This is a genomic window from uncultured Sphaerochaeta sp. (genome assembly GCF_963676625.2).
Taxonomy (GTDB): Bacteria; Spirochaetota; Spirochaetia; order Sphaerochaetales; family Sphaerochaetaceae; genus Sphaerochaeta.
Map to the genome: position 1 here is coordinate 42,725 of NZ_CAXXYB010000005.1, position 18,047 is coordinate 60,771.

General features: G+C 40.4%; 15 protein-coding genes and 1 pseudogene. 4 read left to right on the plus strand and 12 right to left on the minus strand.

The genetic code is table 11. The features are described 5' to 3' along the window. Window positions 1–5: 5 nt before the first annotated feature. The 4 genes and pseudogenes from ACHZBG_RS09825 to ACHZBG_RS09840 all read right to left on the minus strand — a co-directional run bounded on the left by ACHZBG_RS09825 (window position 6) and on the right by ACHZBG_RS09840 (window position 7,625). Window positions 6–3,134, minus strand: a complete 3,129-nt coding sequence (locus ACHZBG_RS09825; RefSeq protein ID WP_320129286.1) for a hypothetical protein — start codon at window positions 3,132–3,134, stop codon at window positions 6–8. A gap of 55 nt (window positions 3,135–3,189) precedes the next feature. After that, window positions 3,190–6,029 (minus strand): annotated as a pseudogene (gene uvrA, locus ACHZBG_RS09830) (excinuclease ABC subunit UvrA). After that, window positions 6,019–7,062: a flavodoxin-dependent (E)-4-hydroxy-3-methylbut-2-enyl-diphosphate synthase gene (gene ispG / locus ACHZBG_RS09835; protein WP_320129287.1), complete on the minus strand. Its 1,044-nt coding sequence runs from the start codon at window positions 7,060–7,062 to the stop codon at window positions 6,019–6,021. Before ispG ends, uvrA begins: the two are co-directional and overlap by 11 nt. Window positions 7,063–7,166: 104 nt before the next feature. Next, a complete protein-coding gene (locus ACHZBG_RS09840) occupies window positions 7,167–7,625 on the minus strand; it encodes a YhcH/YjgK/YiaL family protein (RefSeq protein ID WP_320129288.1) in 459 nt (152 codons plus the stop codon). A gap of 125 nt (window positions 7,626–7,750) precedes the next feature. Here ACHZBG_RS09840 and ACHZBG_RS09845 point away from each other — a divergent pair, with 125 nt between their 5' ends. Together ACHZBG_RS09845 and ACHZBG_RS09850 are read left to right on the plus strand one after the other, a co-directional pair. After that, window positions 7,751–8,347 (plus strand): nitroreductase family protein, encoded by a 597-nt coding sequence (locus tag ACHZBG_RS09845; protein ID WP_320129289.1) that lies wholly within the window; start codon window positions 7,751–7,753, stop codon window positions 8,345–8,347. A gap of 87 nt (window positions 8,348–8,434) precedes the next feature. Continuing rightward, on the plus strand, window positions 8,435–8,911 hold the full coding sequence (locus tag ACHZBG_RS09850; protein WP_320129290.1) for a methylated-DNA--[protein]-cysteine S-methyltransferase: 477 nt from the start codon (window positions 8,435–8,437) through the stop codon (window positions 8,909–8,911). Between the two features lie 113 nt (window positions 8,912–9,024). Here ACHZBG_RS09850 and ACHZBG_RS09855 read toward each other — a convergent pair whose 3' ends face one another. From ACHZBG_RS09855 to ACHZBG_RS09885, 7 genes are read right to left on the minus strand one after another with little or no spacing between them, the layout of a single operon-like run. Beyond that, on the minus strand, window positions 9,025–9,462 hold the full coding sequence (locus tag ACHZBG_RS09855) for a V-type ATP synthase subunit K (RefSeq protein WP_320129291.1): 438 nt from the start codon (window positions 9,460–9,462) through the stop codon (window positions 9,025–9,027). 32 nt (window positions 9,463–9,494) lie between these two features. After that, entirely contained in the window at window positions 9,495–11,333 is a 1,839-nt protein-coding gene (locus tag ACHZBG_RS09860) for an ATPase (protein ID WP_320129292.1), read from the minus strand. A gap of 1 nt (window position 11,334) precedes the next feature. Beyond that, on the minus strand, window positions 11,335–11,946 hold the full coding sequence (locus ACHZBG_RS09865) for a V-type ATP synthase subunit D (RefSeq protein WP_320129293.1): 612 nt from the start codon (window positions 11,944–11,946) through the stop codon (window positions 11,335–11,337). Window positions 11,947–11,955: 9 nt separating this feature from the next. Beyond that, window positions 11,956–13,260, minus strand: coding sequence for a V-type ATP synthase subunit B (locus ACHZBG_RS09870; protein WP_320129294.1), 1,305 nt, complete (start codon window positions 13,258–13,260; stop codon window positions 11,956–11,958). Between the two features lie 10 nt (window positions 13,261–13,270). After that, a complete protein-coding gene (locus tag ACHZBG_RS09875; protein WP_320129295.1) occupies window positions 13,271–15,028 on the minus strand; it encodes a V-type ATP synthase subunit A in 1,758 nt (585 codons plus the stop codon). A gap of 11 nt (window positions 15,029–15,039) precedes the next feature. Then, window positions 15,040–15,573 carry a DUF2764 family protein gene (locus ACHZBG_RS09880; protein WP_320129296.1) on the minus strand — a complete coding sequence of 178 codons (534 nt, stop codon included), beginning with the start codon at window positions 15,571–15,573 and terminating at the stop codon, window positions 15,040–15,042. Between the two features lie 10 nt (window positions 15,574–15,583). Continuing rightward, window positions 15,584–16,219, minus strand: coding sequence for a V-type ATP synthase subunit E (locus tag ACHZBG_RS09885; RefSeq protein ID WP_320129297.1), 636 nt, complete (start codon window positions 16,217–16,219; stop codon window positions 15,584–15,586). A gap of 172 nt (window positions 16,220–16,391) precedes the next feature. Here ACHZBG_RS09885 and ACHZBG_RS09890 point away from each other — a divergent pair, with 172 nt between their 5' ends. Together ACHZBG_RS09890 and ACHZBG_RS09895 are read left to right on the plus strand one after the other, a co-directional pair. Further along, a complete protein-coding gene (locus ACHZBG_RS09890; RefSeq protein WP_320129298.1) occupies window positions 16,392–16,700 on the plus strand; it encodes a hypothetical protein in 309 nt (102 codons plus the stop codon). 72 nt (window positions 16,701–16,772) lie between these two features. Continuing rightward, window positions 16,773–17,252 carry a hypothetical protein gene (locus ACHZBG_RS09895; protein ID WP_320129299.1) on the plus strand — a complete coding sequence of 160 codons (480 nt, stop codon included), beginning with the start codon at window positions 16,773–16,775 and terminating at the stop codon, window positions 17,250–17,252. Here ACHZBG_RS09895 and udp read toward each other — a convergent pair whose 3' ends face one another. Continuing rightward, window positions 17,253–18,035 carry a uridine phosphorylase gene (gene udp / locus ACHZBG_RS09900; protein ID WP_320129300.1) on the minus strand — a complete coding sequence of 261 codons (783 nt, stop codon included), beginning with the start codon at window positions 18,033–18,035 and terminating at the stop codon, window positions 17,253–17,255. Window positions 18,036–18,047: the final 12 nt, after the last annotated feature.

An 18,047-nucleotide genomic window follows, 5' to 3' on the forward strand; every position in this document is an offset into this window, starting at 1 on the left:
ATGTCCTATGTCGTGCTCGTGGAACTCCAAGTTTCTGAATTCTTCGTCCAGTTTTCATCAACTTTCAGCTCTGGAATAGTTTTCCACTGTAAATACACAGAAATAACCGGTACCCAGCTATATTGATTGTTCGATAATACTACACTTCCTTTGTATTTACAATTCAAAGACCAATCTGCCATGTAATGGGTAACCTCAGCTGTAATAGAGGACATATTGAATTGGGTGGAAGTTCTTCCTGATCCAAAAAAATCAAAAGATCTTCCCAAGTCCTCCAGCATTGAAGAAAATGAAAATACATTATTGGTGTAATAACTATAAAATCCAGTATTGGCACTAGTTACTGAAAAATTGAAATCCAAGAATTCTGCAATGGAAAAACCTATTTTCGCAGAGATTGAAAAGGAAGTATCATATATATCAAGAAAATTTATTGAAAGAGCGGCATTCAGCCCAAGATTTACTTTAACTCGATTTTTCCAATAATAAAATGAAACATCACTTAGGACAATATTAGTGTCCCATGTGGAAAGTTCCAAAGCTCCATATGAACCAAGAAAATCCAAGGATGTTTTTGCAAAGGGAAATTCCAGAGTTGTTTTGAGAGTCGAAAAATAATTGGCATCGCCAGACGAAGACAAAGCCTCAAAGACAAAATTTTCTTTTAAAACAATATTCTTACCCCATACTTTCAAAGTAGCATTTCCCGTTAAATCAAAGGGTTCCCAATAAGAATCAACATATTCTGATAATTGATACTTTCCTGTAAGTAATGTCGTAAAGAAATCAGAAGTATAACCAAGGGTTGATGTTATTAAATTTCCCGAAAGGATTCCGGAAGTATTTTCCTTGAACTTGAAAGAGTCCGTGAATTGCCAGTTACCTACCTTATACGTAAAGGCAGGTAGCAAAACAGAATCCAAAGGCGGCAAGGTAGCTGTAATCGATGGCTTGAAGGAACCGTTGGGAAAGAAAAAAGTTTGTTCCATTTTTATTTGATGAGTTGTAACAAATTCTTTTGTCCATTCAAATGAAGAACTTTCAATTTCAGGATCTGTTCCATCATCTGAGTAGGAAGCTGTATAGGAATATAATCGTTCATTCAATGAATACGTAAGCCCCAGTATTGGAATACTTGCTGTAGTAGTAGCTGATAAATATAATCCTTCGGTAAGATAAATAGTTTTGGACATATCCTGTTTGCTGGTAAGCTTGGGCGTAAAGGTTTGTGAAAAAGTAAAATAATCGGGATGTGCCTGGACTGCAAGCTTTATAGTCCCATTGGTGAGATTGTATACTTCCTTGGTACTTTCCCAATCGGAAATATATCCGTCCGTAGCTTCAGCAGTATAATAATACTTTTCCCCAACCGTATACCCCAGTGAAATGGATTGCTTTTTTTCTGTTCTGCTTGCAGTATTTAATTTTTGTGATTCTTCTGTTCTATAGGGGGCATCCAAAGGTACCTCGCTATCGTAGGTAAAAGATGAAGCATTGCTTGAAAGCCTTTTTTTTGCCAATCCTAGTTGTTTTTCATACGTATTTTTGCTTGTCGTCTTTTTTATATCCGAGGTATTTGAAGCTAAATTCCGCTCGAAGGAAAAAAGAGTCCCTTCCATCGTAGCATTTATTTCCGGCAGCGTGATGGAGTCGATGAAATACCCATATTCCCCATCAACTTTTTGCCAAGTATAATTTATGGAGGCATCCAAGGTGGTTATGTTCAGTGAAGAGATAAAAGGTGAAAGAGATGAAACTGGTATATTGAAAGTTCCTTTTGCAATCCAAGTATAGGAAGTAATATCACTGGTATAGTCCGTAGGAAATTCTTGGTTTGTCCCAAACAACGAATCTATGGAAAAACTGGTAAGTCTATTACCATAGACTCTCTTTACTTTAGGATCAGAATAAAAAGGCAGAAGGAGACTAACATCTGCCCAAGAAGTATCAATATTAAATTTTGATTCTGAAAAATAACGGGAAACTGGAAAACTGCTATAACTGGAAAGGGTATCCTCACCTTTCGGGTGCACGGCAAACCTGAGATCAGAATAGACAGTAATTTTTTTATCATAAAAATTTTCCTGTGTATTCAGGCCCAAGGAAATCCCACTATCCTCATAACTATCTGCAAACAATGCTAGATATGAACTACTTTTCTTAGCCCAGTCTTCCAGATCGTTAACTTTCTCATCTTTAACAAGATCTCGATATAAAGGGCCATCTTTTGTCTTTTCACTGGAATCCGTATTCGCAAGGAGGCTGGTAAAACTGTTCTGGGAAGAAGCTTTTATTTCAGGATATTGGCCAAATATTTCAAAAGTTGTATTTACGAACATCCCTCTATCACTGGTTATGCCCATAGCAGGATTTCCAACCATGGTAGATCCTGGGAAAAAGAAAAATGGCAACCAAAATACAGGAACCCTTCCTATTGAAAGGTAGGCATTGTTCATAAGGATGTCACCACCCTTGAGCATGGAAAGCTTTTTTGCGGTAAGAGAAGAATATGCATCATCTTTATTGGTAGTTATAAAACCATTATCAAAAAATATACCACTATCAGAACCTGAATAGGTTATCTGGTCTCCTGAAGTATAAAAAGATACGGCATCACCATCACTGTTTTTTCTTTCGGTACTGGTGGTTCCCCCACTGACAGAAAGAGCTTGTGAATCCCAGTTCAGTGTAACAATAGCACCTGTTATTTCTTGCACAGGAGCATTTTGAGAATTATCCTGATATAAAACTGAACCAAAAGCGCTAAGTCTTGTATGCTTGAGATCAATTATCATTTTATTTGCTGTCAAAATTTTGGGTTTATCGGTGTCAGCCATGGAAAATTCAACGACGGCATTGCCATCAAGAACAACCAAAGAGGAATCGCCTACAAGATTGATAGCAGAATCAGCATGAACAATTGAAAGTGTATATGAATCTTTAGCTACTGAATCATTTTCGGTAGCAACGTCTATTTCCTGAATGGAATATGCATCATATAAAGACTTACGCATTTCTTCTTCAGTACCTACAGGAAGAGACCTGACAGTAACCATCTGCTCCAACTCTTCGGTGGATGCACTTGCAATGGAAAGTGAGAGTAAAAGTGAATCCTCAGAAGAGTCTGCAAACACAATGAAACTACACCCAAATAATATGAGTATCAATAAAAATATTATTCTAATGTGTTCAAATCTGTTTCTTTTCATGGAGCATCTGAGCAAGATAATACCCTGTGAAAGAATCTTTGCATAGGGAAACTTGTTCAGGAGTACCTTTAGTTACGACCATACCTCCCCCATCACCCCCTTCTGGTCCTAGGTCTATGATATGATCAGCTTGTTTTATAACATCAAGATTGTGTTCTATCAATAAAACAGTATTGCCGGAATCGACCAATCGATTGATCACTTCCATTAGCTTCTTGACATCAGCAAAATGCAAGCCTGTAGTAGGTTCATCCAATACATACAAAGTTTTTCCAGTTCCATATTTGGAAAGTTCAAGACTCAATTTGACTCTCTGTGCCTCCCCTCCACTCAGGGTCAAGGCGCTTTGCCCTAATTTGATATAATCCAAGCCTACGGAGATCAAGGTGTCAAGTTTACGTTTAATGGAAGGAATTGCACTAAAGAACTCTGAAGCCTCTGACATAGTCATATTCAAGACATCAGAGATATTTTTCCCTTTATATCGAACGGCAAGAGTTTCCTGATTGAATCTTTTGCCATGACAAACATCACAAGTCACATATACATCCGGCAAGAAATTCATCTCAATTTTCAAAGTACCATCACCTTTGCAATTTTCGCATCGACCTCCCGCCACATTAAAGGAAAATCGGCCACTTTTATAACCACGCGCCTTGCTTTCTGGAAGAGAAGCAAATAGATCACGTATAGCAGTAAAAACCCCTACATAGGTTGCAGGATTACTTCTGGGCGTACGCCCAATGGCGCTTTGGTCAATATTGATGATCTTATCAATATTCTCTACTCCAGTTATTTTGCTATATCCCTCAAAGTCAGGAGCCTTTCCGTTCATTTGTCTTTTTACGGCGGGCAAAAGCACCTCATTGAGTAAAGAACTCTTTCCGCTACCTGATACACCCGTAAAAACCACCAGTTTACCCAAGGGAATTTCTACATCGATGTGTTTCAGATTGTTTTTGCAAGCCCCCTCGATGCCAATGCTCTGGCCAGTTCCCTTCCTTCTTTTTTTGGGGACTTCAATGAATAGTTTCCCGGAAAGGAATTGGCCAGTAATACTATCCGGGTTTTTCTCAATTTCCTCTGGAGTACCTTTAGCTGTAATATAACCACCAAGAGCTCCTGCACCAGGACCAAGATCAACAACATAGTCAGCTTCCCTAATCGTCGCTTCATCATGCTCAACGACAAGTACTGTATTTCCAAGGTCACGAAGATTTTTCAAGGTATCGATAAGCTTCTGATTATCTCGTTGATGCAGTCCTATGGATGGCTCATCCAGTACATACAGGACTCCGCTCAAGGCTGATCCTATTTGGGTAGCCAATCTGATTCTTTGGGCTTCCCCACCACTGAGCGTAGCGCTGCCTCTATCCAAGGTAAGATAATTCAACCCAACATTCGAAAGAAAGGAGAGCCTGGCACGAATTTCCTTGAGTACCTGGGAGGTTATGATTTTTTGGTTTTCGGTCAACTCCAGGGAATTGAAAAATTCAAGGGATTTCTTTACCGATAACCTGGTGGCTTCCATTACATTCATGCCATTTACCGTCACAGCCAGGGCTTCAGGTCGAAGCCTATCTCCCTTACATGTATTGCAGGTATGGAAGTTTGGAAATTATTCATCCACATTCGAATTTGCATACTATTGGTTTCATAGTATCGTCTTCTTAAATCTGGAATTATTCCAGGATAGGGTTTCTCCATTTTATATTGTTGATGTTTTATATCACTAATGTATTCCATTTCCAATCGCTCTTTTGTTCCATACAATATGGCTTGGATTACTTTTGGATCCAAATTCTTGAAAGGAGTATCAAGGGTAAATCCATATCGTTTGGCAAGAGCAACAAATTGAACCTTAGACCATTCTGCTTCAGGATTCTGTGTTGCAATGGCTCCTTCATTAAAACTTTTTGTATAATCGGGGATAATGAGATCTGGGTCAAATTCTGTCTTGACACCTAAACCATTGCAATCAGGACAAGCTCCAAAGGGATTGTTGAAACTAAAAAGCCTTGGTTCCATTTCAGGCAAGGATATCCCGCAATGCGAGCAACTATTGCGTTCGCTGAAAATTTCTTCATATTCTTCCGAGTTTTCGGAAATGAACGTGATTTTTACCAAACCGTTGGTCATTTCATTACAGGTCTCTATACTTGAAGCAAGTCGTTGCCGAACATCCTCTCTAAGTATCAATCGATCAACCACGATATCAATTGAATGCTTATATTGTTTATCAAGAAGAATGGGATTATCAAGATCAAGCATTTTTCCATCTACTTTCACCCGTTGATATCCAGCATTCTTGGCATCTTCAAAAGTTTTCCTGAACTCACCTTTCTTACCAATTGCAACCGGTGCACTTACAATAATTTTGCTTTCTTCCTTGGCCCTGAAAATAGCATCGATTATTTGGTCAATGGTCATCTCCGTTATTTCTCTTCCGCATTGCGGACAATGAGGTACACCAGTCCTTGCCCAAAATAAGCGATAATAATCATAAATCTCCGTAATCGTTCCCACGGTAGAACGGGGGTTTTTATGGGTAGTCTTCTGTTCAATTGCAATGGCAGGACTTAGCCCTTCCATGTAATCCACATCTGGCTTATCCATCTTGTCAAGAAACTGTCTGGCATAGGCACTTAGACTCTCTACGTATCGTCTTTGACCTTCTGCAAAGATAGTGTCAAAGGCAAGGGAACTCTTGCCACTACCGGATAATCCTGTAATTACGATAAGCTTGTCTTTTTCTAGTTCAATGTCGATATTTTTTAAATTGTGCTCTCTTGCACCTTTTATAATTAACTTATTTTGCATTATCTATTGCTTCCAATAAGGCTTCTTTTGCACTTTCAACACTAACTTCCCTTGATAGCTTTCCCTTTTCATAGAGGAAGACACTCTTGCCAATACCTGTTATTGCAATATCTGCATGACTGGCTTCTCCAGGACCATTGACTTGGCATCCCATGATGGCCACTGTCAAATCTTTATCTATAGTCAGGAGATCTTTCTCTACAGATTGAAGAAATCCTTGTGAATCAAAGCTATGCCGACCACAACGGGGACAACTTACTATACGGATTCCCCCCTTCCTTAATCCTAAGGTACGGAGAAGCTCGACTCCTGCCTGCACCTCAGTCTCGATATCTCCGGTAATGCTGATCCGAAGGGTATTCCCAATTCCCTGACTCAACAATCTTCCCAAGGCCCAAGTGGATCTTATAACTGAAGAAACCACGGAACCTGCTTCGGTAACACCAAGATGAAGGGGATACCCGCATTTTTCTGAAAATAAAAGATTTGCTTGGTATGTGGTTTCAACATCACTGGCCTTTAGGGAAACCACGGAATTGAAAAAATTTGCCTGTTCAAACCAAGAAAGATAATCCATTGCAGAATTGACCATCAATACAGGCATCGGCTCTGTCCCTTTAGGCAACGATCCACTATTCAAGCCTATACGAATTGCAACCTCGTGGTCTTTTGCACTTTTTACGATTTCATCAACTTTCCATCGAGCACCGATATTTCCGGGATTTATACGAATTTTCTGACATCCACATTCAATGGCTGCCAAAGCCATCTTATAATCAAAATGAATATCGGCTACCACTGGCATTGGGCTATGCTTGCATAACCATAAAAACGCTTGATGATCCTCATCTGAAGGATAGGAAAACCGAATGATATCACAGCCCATTGATTGAAGCGTTCCCAATCGTTTTAGCAAACTTAAAAGTTCTTCTTGTCCATGTGGTATTGGACTGTCGTACATTGTCTGAACGCGAATTGGTTCATCCTTTCCGAGCTTAAAAGTACCTATAGTCGCTGTGTGACCTTCAACCATGTGAAATCTCCTCCTGACAGTTAGTGGTACTGTACAATAAAATAATGGGTTTGTTAATAGATTGGTAAACAAATGTATAGGATAATAGTGTTTTTAGATCATTTTCAATCTTTAATAGTGAACACAGCTTTTCTTACAAGTGCTTTAGATTCTATTGCTCCACTACTTCTGAAAGGCTCACCTGGGAAAAAGAGAATGAAATGGTTTTCACTGGCATTGATGACTGAAATGGGATCTCCTTCAAGATACATGCAATCTAGCTGTTCATCATAAGGTAACCCCTTGGTATGCTCTCTCCAAGTAAGGGAAAAGAGCTCTTTTCCACTAAGTATTATTTGTACAATTGTCTCATTCCTATGCATTTCATAGGGTATTTGATTAAAGGAAGTTTCTTCTAAGGAGAGTGTATATCGCACACTATCGGAATTTGTTTTATATTCCCCTACACTTTTCTCATAAAGATTTTCCTTATCCAGTATACTTATAATTGTTTTCAAGGCAGGGACAAGAATACTGTGGCTTGCCATATTCGTAAGAGTGTCATATATCAAGAAGCACCTCAATTGTTATCATAAACTAACAAATGTTAACTACTTCATTATATAAAAAATATTTTCCTTTGTAAAATGCTCATAAATATATTTTCTTTCGAAATACTTTCAGTATCTTGTAGATAAGGAGATTCAAAATGTCCAATACTTTTATTGAAAACATAAAGAAAAGAAGAACCATATATAATTTAGGAAGTAATCTTCCTGTTGCCAAGGAAGAGATAACGCAAACCATACAGGATGCAATCAAGTTCAGCCCTTCTGCATTCAATTCACAATCAGCCAGAGTAATTATTCTCTACGGAGAAGAGAGCAAGAAGCTATGGGAAATAGTTCTCAATGCACTTAAACCTTTGGTTCCAGAAGATAAATTTGAAGAGACTGAACAGAAAATCAATTCTTTTGCTGCCGGTGCTGGAACTGCACTATTCTTTGAGGATATGAGCGTAATCAAGGGGCTGCAGGATGCAATGCCCGCTTTTGCATCAAATTTTGCATTATGGAGTCAACATGGAACGGGGATTTCCCAGTTTGCAGTATGGACAGCATTGGCTAATCTTCAAGTAGGTGCTTCTTTGCAGCATTATGGAAATCTAATTGAACCCCAAGTGAAAAAGCAATGGAATCTTCCGGAGGCCTGGTCATTGATTGCCCAGATGCCTTTTGGTTCAATAGAATCCCCTGCTGGCGAAAAACAATCCATTCCTATTGATCAACGCGTCAGAGTTATCTAATACGTATTGAAAAATTCAAGAACTTTATTAATACTGCAAGGTAGAGACTCTTTGAGTTTCTACCTTGTTTCTTTAAGGAGTAAATATATGTCTGAGAGATACCAAAATTCCTATTCTGTTGCCTACTTGGAAAGTTCCTATGGAATGATTTCAATTCATAGTGAAAAGGAATTAATTACTGGAGTTTCTTTTGGCTACCTTCCTGGCAAGGAAGAAGAAACACCAATACTAAAAGAAGCAAAGAAACAATTACAGGAATATTTTGACGGGACTCGTAAAGTTTTTACTCTTCCCTTGGGCACTCAGGGCACAGCTTTCCAGGAATCTGTCTGGTATCAATTACAACAGATTCCTTATGGTGAAACAAGGTCCTATGCCGATATTGCTTTCCTTATCGATAATCCCAAAGCATTTAGGGCTGTAGGAATGGCAAATAATCGTAACCCTATCGGTATAATTATTCCCTGCCATAGAGTTATCGGAAAGAATGGAACATTGGTAGGGTATGCGGGAGGACTTCATAACAAACAAGGACTACTGGATTTTGAGAGGCTGCATAGATAATTTTGAGAATCTCTTCCCTTTGCTTGAATTTTAATTGTATGCAAACAAGAAAAAACTCTCCTGTAAAGGAGAGCTTTTTTTGATATAAAAACAACCGTTGTTCGGCAAATTGCTTATTGAAGAGCAAGCAAACTGAAGACCAAGGTGAAAAGTGCTACGGTCTCAACGATACCAATGACGATAAAGTAGTTTGCAGTACCTTTTCCTGTCTCAGCCAATGAATCACAAGCACATGCAGAAGTCTTTCCCTGCATCCAGGCTGAAAGCCCAATGGCAAGGCCACCAAAGATACCAACACCAAGAGCCAAGGTTGAACTTGCTCCTGCATTAATTGCAGACTTGATGAAGTTCATCAACAAAAATCCATAAATGGTCTGGGTCAAAGGGGCACCAGCGAAAGCGACCATAATAAACGGAGCGGGTTTGCCATTCGCATAACATTTCTTCCAACCACCAACGGCAGCCTGCGCTGCAGTACCGGCTCCAAGGCCAGAACCAAGGGCGGAAAGACACAAGGCACAAGCCATTCCGATAAATTCCAAATTAGCCATTTTTTTCTCCTTAGTTGTTTCCAAACAACGATTCAGTTTTCACTTACCGTTTGGGAAAACGGTTCATATGAAATTCCGGTCCATTCCATTCCTAGCTGACCGGAAAATTCCAAAAGATTAAGACGTACACCGTGGACTACCACGGAGAGGATACCCATTACCAGATTCAGACTATGCCCTATTATTAATACGGCAATCCCGGCAAATGCTGCAAAACCAGTCATCATTCCACCTGCCATGCTGTTGAAGCTTTGTGCAATTGCCACAGAAGCCATACCAACGGCAAACAAACGAATATAACTCATGATATTTGAAAAACAACTTATCGTATTGAGGAAGGTAGTAAAAAAACCTCCCAGACCTGAAGCCAATCCTTTCAAGAACGGAATGCCAGGTCCCTGGGCTCCGAAAACACAAACCAAAAGGAAGCCGACTCCTACAAGGGAACCAACAACACTCAAATTTGCGCTTTCTCCTACAACCAGTTGCAAGACGATGAAATAGAGGGCCAAGACATCAATCAACCATCCAATATCAGAAACGAGGCTAATATCTTTTTTTGCTGCCTTATGGACAACATTGAGTATACAAGCAAGAGAAAGTTGAACGGTACCGATCATGAAACAAAATTTCATTACGTGATTCTGAGTCGATAAGGTCGTCACTCCAAATAATTCTGGAAAGTTGGTGATCGAGGGTATAACTAATTTTTGTAGGAAAGGTAATGCAACAAGGATTTTTTCCGAACCAAACCAAGTCCCAGTCAAAGCCCCCCATACAACAGTAGCAATGCTCAGGACATATAGCAACAATACTGCATTCGTTGCTTTCTTTCCCTTGATATGCAAACCGACGGCTGCAGATAAAAATATTAGGCCGTATCCTGCATCTCCAATAATCATTGCAAAGAACAAGGTAAAGAATAAGAGAAACCACATGCTGATATCATTTTCACGATAGCCGGGAACGGTTCCCAAAATATCAAATATTGGTTTGACTATTCCAAAACCCTTGGGATATTTGATCAATGTAGGAGGATCATCCTCTTCAGTCGGATCATCCAGTTGATATCCCCAACCTTGCTTTGAAGCTAGTTTTGAAAAATCATCAACGGATGTCACTGGAATATAACCAGTAATCCAAGTCAATTCTTCACCACCATCCGTAGAGTTGGCAATTTGTTCAAAACGAATACTCTGTTCACTCCTCTTCAAGTGGAGTTCATAGGCCTCAAGGTATTGGACACCTTCAGATAATGCACCCTCAATTTCTTTCACTTTCTCACGGTCCTGTTTATTTTTATTTACCAGTTGTGAAAGACCTGATTCAGGAATAAAAAACCGAGTGGCACTGATTTGTGAAGGCAAGGGTTCTTTTGGTACTGCAATCACTTGCAATGATCCCATAGGATCAAGAAGAATATACTTGATTTCCTTTGGCAAAGAAGCCAAATCCTTCTTTCCCATTGTGTAGAAATATACGACAACCCCATTTGCTTCCAAAAAAGCAATATCTTTGGGATTGAAATCTCCCCAAGGCCTCAAGGTCTCAATTTGCGAGGCATCCTTGCTAATTTCTTCCAATAAACGCTTTCTTGTCTCTAAAAGAGAAAGATGACGTTCCTGGATTTCCTCGAATAGTTCATCGGAAACAGCTTTCTGGGTTACAGGATGCTTTTTATTCTGCAATTCCAAAAAAGTATTTCTTACCAAGGAAAGGGACTCATAGTTTTTCTTCAAGTTTTCTTCTGTCTCAGATTTCTTGCCTGAATCAAAAACATGAAGTACCCCGGCATTACGCAAAGTGCGAAGCATTGACCGTTTTTTATGGGTCTGAACAATGACAGAGACTTTTTTCATCGGTACGATCATGTCACATCCCCTTTACGAGTTTTTTCTTCGCTATCTTACCTCGAACAACAGCAGCTGTCTGTTGATCTCCGAGATAAATACCAATTTTTCTGATATTTTCCTTTGATTCGGGAATTTTGATCTTTTCGAACAAATTTACACGCTGACTGGTTGTTCTCAACTCTTTTCCCAACAAACGTATTTGGTGTTCAAGTGTGGAGATCAAGGCATCATAGCGGGCACAATCCCGAAGGCTTTCCAAGGCCTTGTCTACCCATAAAGGATACATATTCAAATCATATTCAATAGGCAAAAAAGTTAGTTCCTTGAAAACAGGAATCGTTACCCCTGCAATATTGCCCTTTGCTTTTACGACTCGATCAATCTTGATCAAGTTTTCCAGCTTAAGGTTTGCAGGGAAAACAGTATTCTCATGATAAACGGCAATCCATTTCTGCATTCCATCAACGACCTGCTTTTGCTGGTCTCTCAGGGAAGCCACCTGTACCTCGATTTGCCTGATAACCATTTGCAACTGTTGTTTTTTCAATTGCAAGGTCGGCAAATACCTTTGGTATTGCTTCAGATGGTCTTTTTGCAGCTTTTGCTCGTTTTTCGTCAGTTTGACGGCCATCACTCCCCCTTAATCGACTGATTTCTTCGGCCAACGGCTGAGAATCAAATCGCTTTTCAGTCCTGTCTCATTAGGTTCGAAACATTCACCAAGAATTTCCCACCCAAGGTCCAATGCCTGTTCAAGAGGAATATTTACACTCAAGTCCATCAGCTTGCTTTCAAACAAGGTGCCATACTTAAGTAATTTCTCGTCCCACTCTGTCATCAAGAATCCCATTGATTTCTTTTCCACTGATTCTTTATAGGAGGCATACAATTTAATCATACCATCCATCAAGGCACGGTGGTCATCTCGGGTATCCTTGTTGACCTGCTGTTTCAATCGTGACAAAGAACCAAAAGGTTCAATACGACCATTTTTAAGATAATACTGACCTTCGGTAATATATCCCGTATTATCAGGTACCGGGTGGGTAACATCATCTCCAGGCATCGTCGTAACGGCCAAGATGGTCAAGGAACCAGCACCTTCAAAGTCAACGGCCTTCTCGTATCGGGAAGCAAGTGAACTATATAAATCGCCAGGATATCCTCGGTTGGAAGGAACTTGGTCCATGGTAATGGCCATTTCTTTCAGGGCGTCTGCAAAGTTGGTCATATCAGTCAAGAGAACAAGAACTTTCTTGCCATCAAGCGCAAATTTCTCCGCAACTGCCAAGGCCATATCAGGAACAAGCATACATTCAACGGTAGGATCACTCGCCGTATGGACAAACATGATTGTCCTGCTCATTGCTCCGCTTGTTTCCAAGGTGTTCTTGAAGTAAAGATAATCATCATACTTCAGGCCCATACCACCGAGCACGATAAGGTCAACCTCAGCTTGCATTGCAATTCTTGCAAGCAAGGGATTGTAGGGTTCTCCGCTTACCGAAAATATTGGTAATTTTTGACTTTCAACCAAGGTATTGAATACATCAATCATCGGTATACCGGTACGTATCATATTCCTTGGAATAATTCTCATTGAGGGATTGACCGCAGGCCCGCCGATATCAATCATATTCTCGGTAAGTGCAGGTCCATTGTCCCTTGGTTCCCCTGATCCATTGAATATCCTTCCCATAAGGTTTTCGCTATAGGAAACCCGCATGGGAACACCTAAAAAGCGAATTTGGTCGCCCGTGGAAATACCTTGGCCACCAGCAAAGACCTGTAAGGAAACAAGGGTACCGTCCAACTTGATAACACTGGCATAACTTTGGGTGGAACCTATTGTGACAACTGCCAGGTCCCCATTGCATATACCTTCCGCTCGTACGGTAATGACGTCTCCAACAATGGATTCAATCTTCGAATATACTTTTTGCATCATCTACCCCTTACATCAACTTCTGGGCTTCAGGATCATAGGAAGCCATTTTTCCCGAATACAATTCGACAAGCTCCCCTTCAATCTGGCCAAATCGTTCACTATTCATTTCTACGTTGTTCCAATCCAGGAATTTCTGTCTTACCTGGTTAAAGAACAAACGTACTTCCTTCTTGTCTTCAATCGCGTAAACAGAAGCAAGAATCTTGAACAAAAGGTCAAATGTATGAATCTGTCGTTCGACGGAAACTGAAGTATCGATAGGATCAAAGGAGTTCTGTTGCAAATAAACTGCATCAAGCAATTCACCTTTCTGATAGGTAATGTAATCAGCAACTGAAGTACCTTCCTCTCCTACTACCTTCATCATCTGATTGATCTCTTTTCCCTTGAAAATAAGATTTTTGGTATAATCAACCTTCTTGACATTAATTATTCCGGGATATTTTGACCAAGACCCCAAAGGATCAATAGCAGGATATTTACGGGCATCACTACGTTCACGACTCAAGCCATGAAAAGCCCCGACTACTTTCAAGGTTGCCTGGGTTACTGGTTCCTCGAAGTTTCCCCCAGCTGGGCTGACAGTTCCTCCGATGGTAACGGAACCAAAACGTCCATCACGTAATCTGACTTTTCCTGCTCGTTCATAGAAATCAGCTATACGACTTTCCAAATATGCAGGGAAAGCTTCCTCTCCGGGGATTTCTTCAAGTCGTCCGCTCATTTCACGCATCGCCTGAGCCCATCGACTGGTTGAATCGGCAAGCAACAATACATTGAGGCCCATCTGCCGATAATATTCTGCCATGGTCACTGCCGTATATACGGAAGCTTCACGAGAGGCAACGGGCATCGAGGAAGTATTGCAAATGATAATCGTTCGTTCCATGAGGGAGCGTCCGGTCTTTGGATCAGTTAATTCCGGAAATTCTTTCAAGACTTCAACAACCTCACCTGCACGTTCTCCACATGCTGCAATGATTACGATATCTACATCGGCATTACGACTGGTCATGTGCTGCAAAACGGTCTTACCGGCTCCAAATGGTCCAGGAGTACAATAGGTACCACCTTTCGCGACTGGAAGGAATGTATCTACAATTCTGATTTTTGTGACAAGTGGTTCGGTAGGACGCAAACGTTCTTCATATAAGGTAATTGCTTTTTTTACAGGCCAGGAAAAGACCATTGAAAGATCTTTTTTATTACCTTTTGGATCCTGTATCACAGCAATGTTTTCACGAACATTATAGGTTCCCTTCTGTTTGATGGACACAACAGTCCATTTCACATCTTCAAGGGAAAAAGGTACCATGATCTGGTGGACGAACAATCCCTCTGGAACCGTTCCAAGAGTATCTGCAGGACGGACAATGTCACCCTCTTTTACCAACGGCGTAAATTCCCAGTCCTTATTCGGAATCGGATCCAAATAGACTCCACGTTGCAAAAAGAAGCCACATTTTTCTGCCAAATCTGGAAGAGGGTTCTGCAAACCATCATAGATTTGCTGTAGAAGCCCTGGACCAAGATCGACACTGAGCATTTCATGGGAAAACTCTACTCTATCCCCAACACTGATACCATCTGTCATTTCGAAGACCTGCAGTGCTGCTACGTTTCCATTAATTCTGATAACTTCGCCTTTAAGACGAATATCACCGAGATGAATGTAACCCACTTCGTTTTTCGAAATGGCGCTTTCGAACTCTACCGAAACCATGTTACCATTGACGCCGATAACACTTCCACTTGTATTTGCCATATCCAACTCCACTAAATATTCTTTATTTCCGATTGCAAATTGGAGAACAATCGCTTGAATTCAGCGTTTCCATCCTCACGAGTAAACAAACCCTTTCGCTCAAGCAACTGCAACTTGATGGCATAGGCAAGCAAACCCTCAAGGTCGAAAGTATGCAAAACCGCAAGATCATCAAGATATTTCCAGGAAAAAAGTATTAAGTCCAATTCTGCGGCAAGGGGGTTGTCATTTCCCAATGCCTGTCGTACGGCTTCGGAAATCTTTGGTTCCCTGGATCCTTCATACTGGTATTTTACAGAAGCCATTGATAATTTTCGGCTTCTTTGATCAGTCAATTCCTGTTTTACCATAAAAGTAAAAGCTTGCCATTTTTTCAGGAAAGGATAAGTTGATTGTGCATTTGCCAAAGCCTGTGAAATGATTACAAAATCTGAATCACTGACCTTACCTTTGCATTTTTCAAGGAATTCATCACACCCAAAGGGTGCCGTTCCATCATGATGCAACATAGGTAAAGTCGCTACCAGGTAATAATAGGAAGCCACGAGCTTCTCCTTACTTCGCTTGGGCGAAGACTATTTCTGCGATTGCGGAGGAAAGGAAAGGAGCCATCAACAAGGCTGTTTCCTCTGCACTGAAATCATAGAAACCAGAACCATCCTTATCAGCAATTCTGAAACCATAGCTAATATTTTCTACCGGCTTGATTTCAAGACCTGCCTTGATGTGGGTTGAAAGTTCAGCCTGCAATGAGGTGGCAAGTGCCTTGAAGTCTTTCTCGCCAAGTTGAATTGAACTTTTTGCATCATCTGCATTGACTGTGGTCACTACTGAAGAAATCAGCGAAACCAAATCTTTTCCAGTAAAAGCTTTCTCAGTTTTATCAACAAGCAAATTATTAAGTTGCGCAAGAATAGCCTTTTTCAGGGAAAGCTGTACATCCCTACTAGCTTGCTGAAGACTTGCCCGAGCACTTTGGTCACGAACATCCATTTCTTTCTGGGCCTCTTCGACTAAAACCTTTGCATCTTTTCTAGCCTGGGCAATAATATTATCAGCTTGAATCTTTGCATCTGCAATGATTTTGGCCGCGTCTTTTTGCGCAGCCTCAATACCATCCTTGCGGATGGATGCAACCAAATCTTGAATTTGTTGAGCCATCTGAATCCCTACCTTGTATTGTTTTTTCATAATAGTTGATTAAGAATAATTATGCAATAAACAAAAATAGTCTTAATCGTATGTGAAATTCGCCCCCACAACAATATAAAGGAAGAAAAGGACAATTAGGAGGGCCATTTTCAAATCAATCTGTACCAACCCTGTTATTTCCCCTATAATGTAGTTTATTATGCAAGATCTTATGAATAAAAATTTATTTCTTTTTCAAAATTCCACAAAAGGCATTCTTAGAATATATAATATTCAAACTGATAAATCACTTTTATTGAAAAGCAATGATATTGTAAAGGACATTCAATCCATACGGTTCAAACTTGATCTTGGAATTTTTGAACAGAAAACCCTTCAAGATGAATATGAGTCAATTGGGCTTGAATTGTTTTGCCTTGAACCATTTAAAATACAAGAGAAAGACGAGGCCCTGGATTTACTTCTTGAGGCAAGCATCAAGGAACTATCAGATAAGAGAATAACATTTTATAAAGATTGATTTTATTGTTTTTTAAAGAACTATGAAGCAAATCCAAATACTTATGCCCTATTTTAAATGGAGGTAAAAAGTATGTTTTATTGGATAAGCATCTCACCAGAAAAATCTTTGTATTCAAAACCAGAACAAGCCAATTCACTCTTGTCTGCGCTTTCATTGCAATGCCAGAAAATCGATGGAACCCTTCTGGATTATTCCTTGGAACCCTTGCTTCTCAAATTCCTCGTAATGGTTCCCCTGGATCTCAAGAACCTTCCCTGGAGAGGAAGCAATGTCCTGATAAAAAATATCACTAGCAGAAAAGAACTGCTTGCAGCCTATTCGAATCTTTCACAGGGGCTACCGTCACAAGGCAAAGCCTATGAGTATTGCGGGATGTTTGAAGTGTACCATAAAAGCAATTGCTTCTGTCTCTTGGGCAAGGTTGCAAAGCCAAATTACTTGCCTCCACTTGAGGAAATTCTGAAGTGGAAAAAGAAATCCAAGTATTTTGACAAAAAAATATTGCCCAGGGAATTTACCCAGGCAACATTTTCGAACCAATGCACGTAGTCAGGCTTTAATCTTATCCTTTGCTATCAAGTTTCTGATACCTTGGATAGCCACCTTGATGGCATCCTCGGTATCATGAAGCTTCGGATTGTCCATACCCCGCAACTCACGTTCCTGATTTCCCACTACAAAAAACTCACTGCCACAACGAACCCCTAGATGGGATGCAACTACAAACAATGCAGCGCTTTCCATCTCGCTGGCAAGAACACCCAATCTTTTCCAGGCTTCCCATTTGTTTTGCAATTCATAGGAAACAGGCATGCTTGATGGACTGTGCTGGCCATAAAAGGAGTCCTTGCATTGCACTATTCCTATATGGTGTTTTTTCTTCAATTGTATGGCAGCGTCGGACAAAGCAGTGACAACCTCAAAATTGGCAACGGCAGGAAATTCAATTGGCGCGTATTCTCTACTGGTACCTTCCATTCGGACAGCTCCTGTGGAAATAACGACATCCCCACCCATAACTTCAAGAGCAATTCCTCCGCAGGTTCCCATTCTCAAAAAAGTATCTGCACCACAGGCATACAATTCCTCCATTGCAATCGATGCAGAAGGACCTCCGATACCAGTTGAGGTAATCGACACTTTTTCTCCGTCAAGAAATCCCGTATAGGTAACAAATTCCCTGCTATCGGCAATCAGCTGGGCATCATCAAGATATTTTGCAATAAGGGGGACCCGTTTGGGATCACCTGGCAGTATTACATAGCGACCAACATCACCTTTTTGTATATGCAAATGGTATTGGATTCCTGTTCCATTCATATAATCTGACATTATCATTCTCCT

Bases quoted from the DNA above. Each gene is read 5' to 3' on its own strand.
- ACHZBG_RS09845 (WP_320129289.1), top strand. From the start codon at position 7,751: ATGTCCAATACTTTTATTGAAAACATAAAGAAAAGAAGAACCATATAT.
- udp (WP_320129300.1), bottom strand. From the start codon at position 18,035: ATGTCAGATTATATGAATGGAACAGGAATCCAATACCATTTGCATATA.
- ACHZBG_RS09850 (WP_320129290.1), top strand. From the start codon at position 8,435: ATGTCTGAGAGATACCAAAATTCCTATTCTGTTGCCTACTTGGAAAGT.
- ACHZBG_RS09890 (WP_320129298.1), top strand. From the start codon at position 16,392: ATGAATAAAAATTTATTTCTTTTTCAAAATTCCACAAAAGGCATTCTT.
- ACHZBG_RS09885 (WP_320129297.1), bottom strand. From the start codon at position 16,219: ATGAAAAAACAATACAAGGTAGGGATTCAGATGGCTCAACAAATTCAA.
- ispG (WP_320129287.1), bottom strand. From the start codon at position 7,062: ATGGTTGAAGGTCACACAGCGACTATAGGTACTTTTAAGCTCGGAAAG.
- ACHZBG_RS09865 (WP_320129293.1), bottom strand. From the start codon at position 11,946: ATGGCCGTCAAACTGACGAAAAACGAGCAAAAGCTGCAAAAAGACCAT.
- ACHZBG_RS09870 (WP_320129294.1), bottom strand. From the start codon at position 13,260: ATGCAAAAAGTATATTCGAAGATTGAATCCATTGTTGGAGACGTCATT.
- ACHZBG_RS09855 (WP_320129291.1), bottom strand. From the start codon at position 9,462: ATGGCTAATTTGGAATTTATCGGAATGGCTTGTGCCTTGTGTCTTTCC.
- ACHZBG_RS09860 (WP_320129292.1), bottom strand. From the start codon at position 11,333: ATGATCGTACCGATGAAAAAAGTCTCTGTCATTGTTCAGACCCATAAA.
- ACHZBG_RS09895 (WP_320129299.1), top strand. From the start codon at position 16,773: ATGTTTTATTGGATAAGCATCTCACCAGAAAAATCTTTGTATTCAAAA.
- ACHZBG_RS09875 (WP_320129295.1), bottom strand. From the start codon at position 15,028: ATGGCAAATACAAGTGGAAGTGTTATCGGCGTCAATGGTAACATGGTT.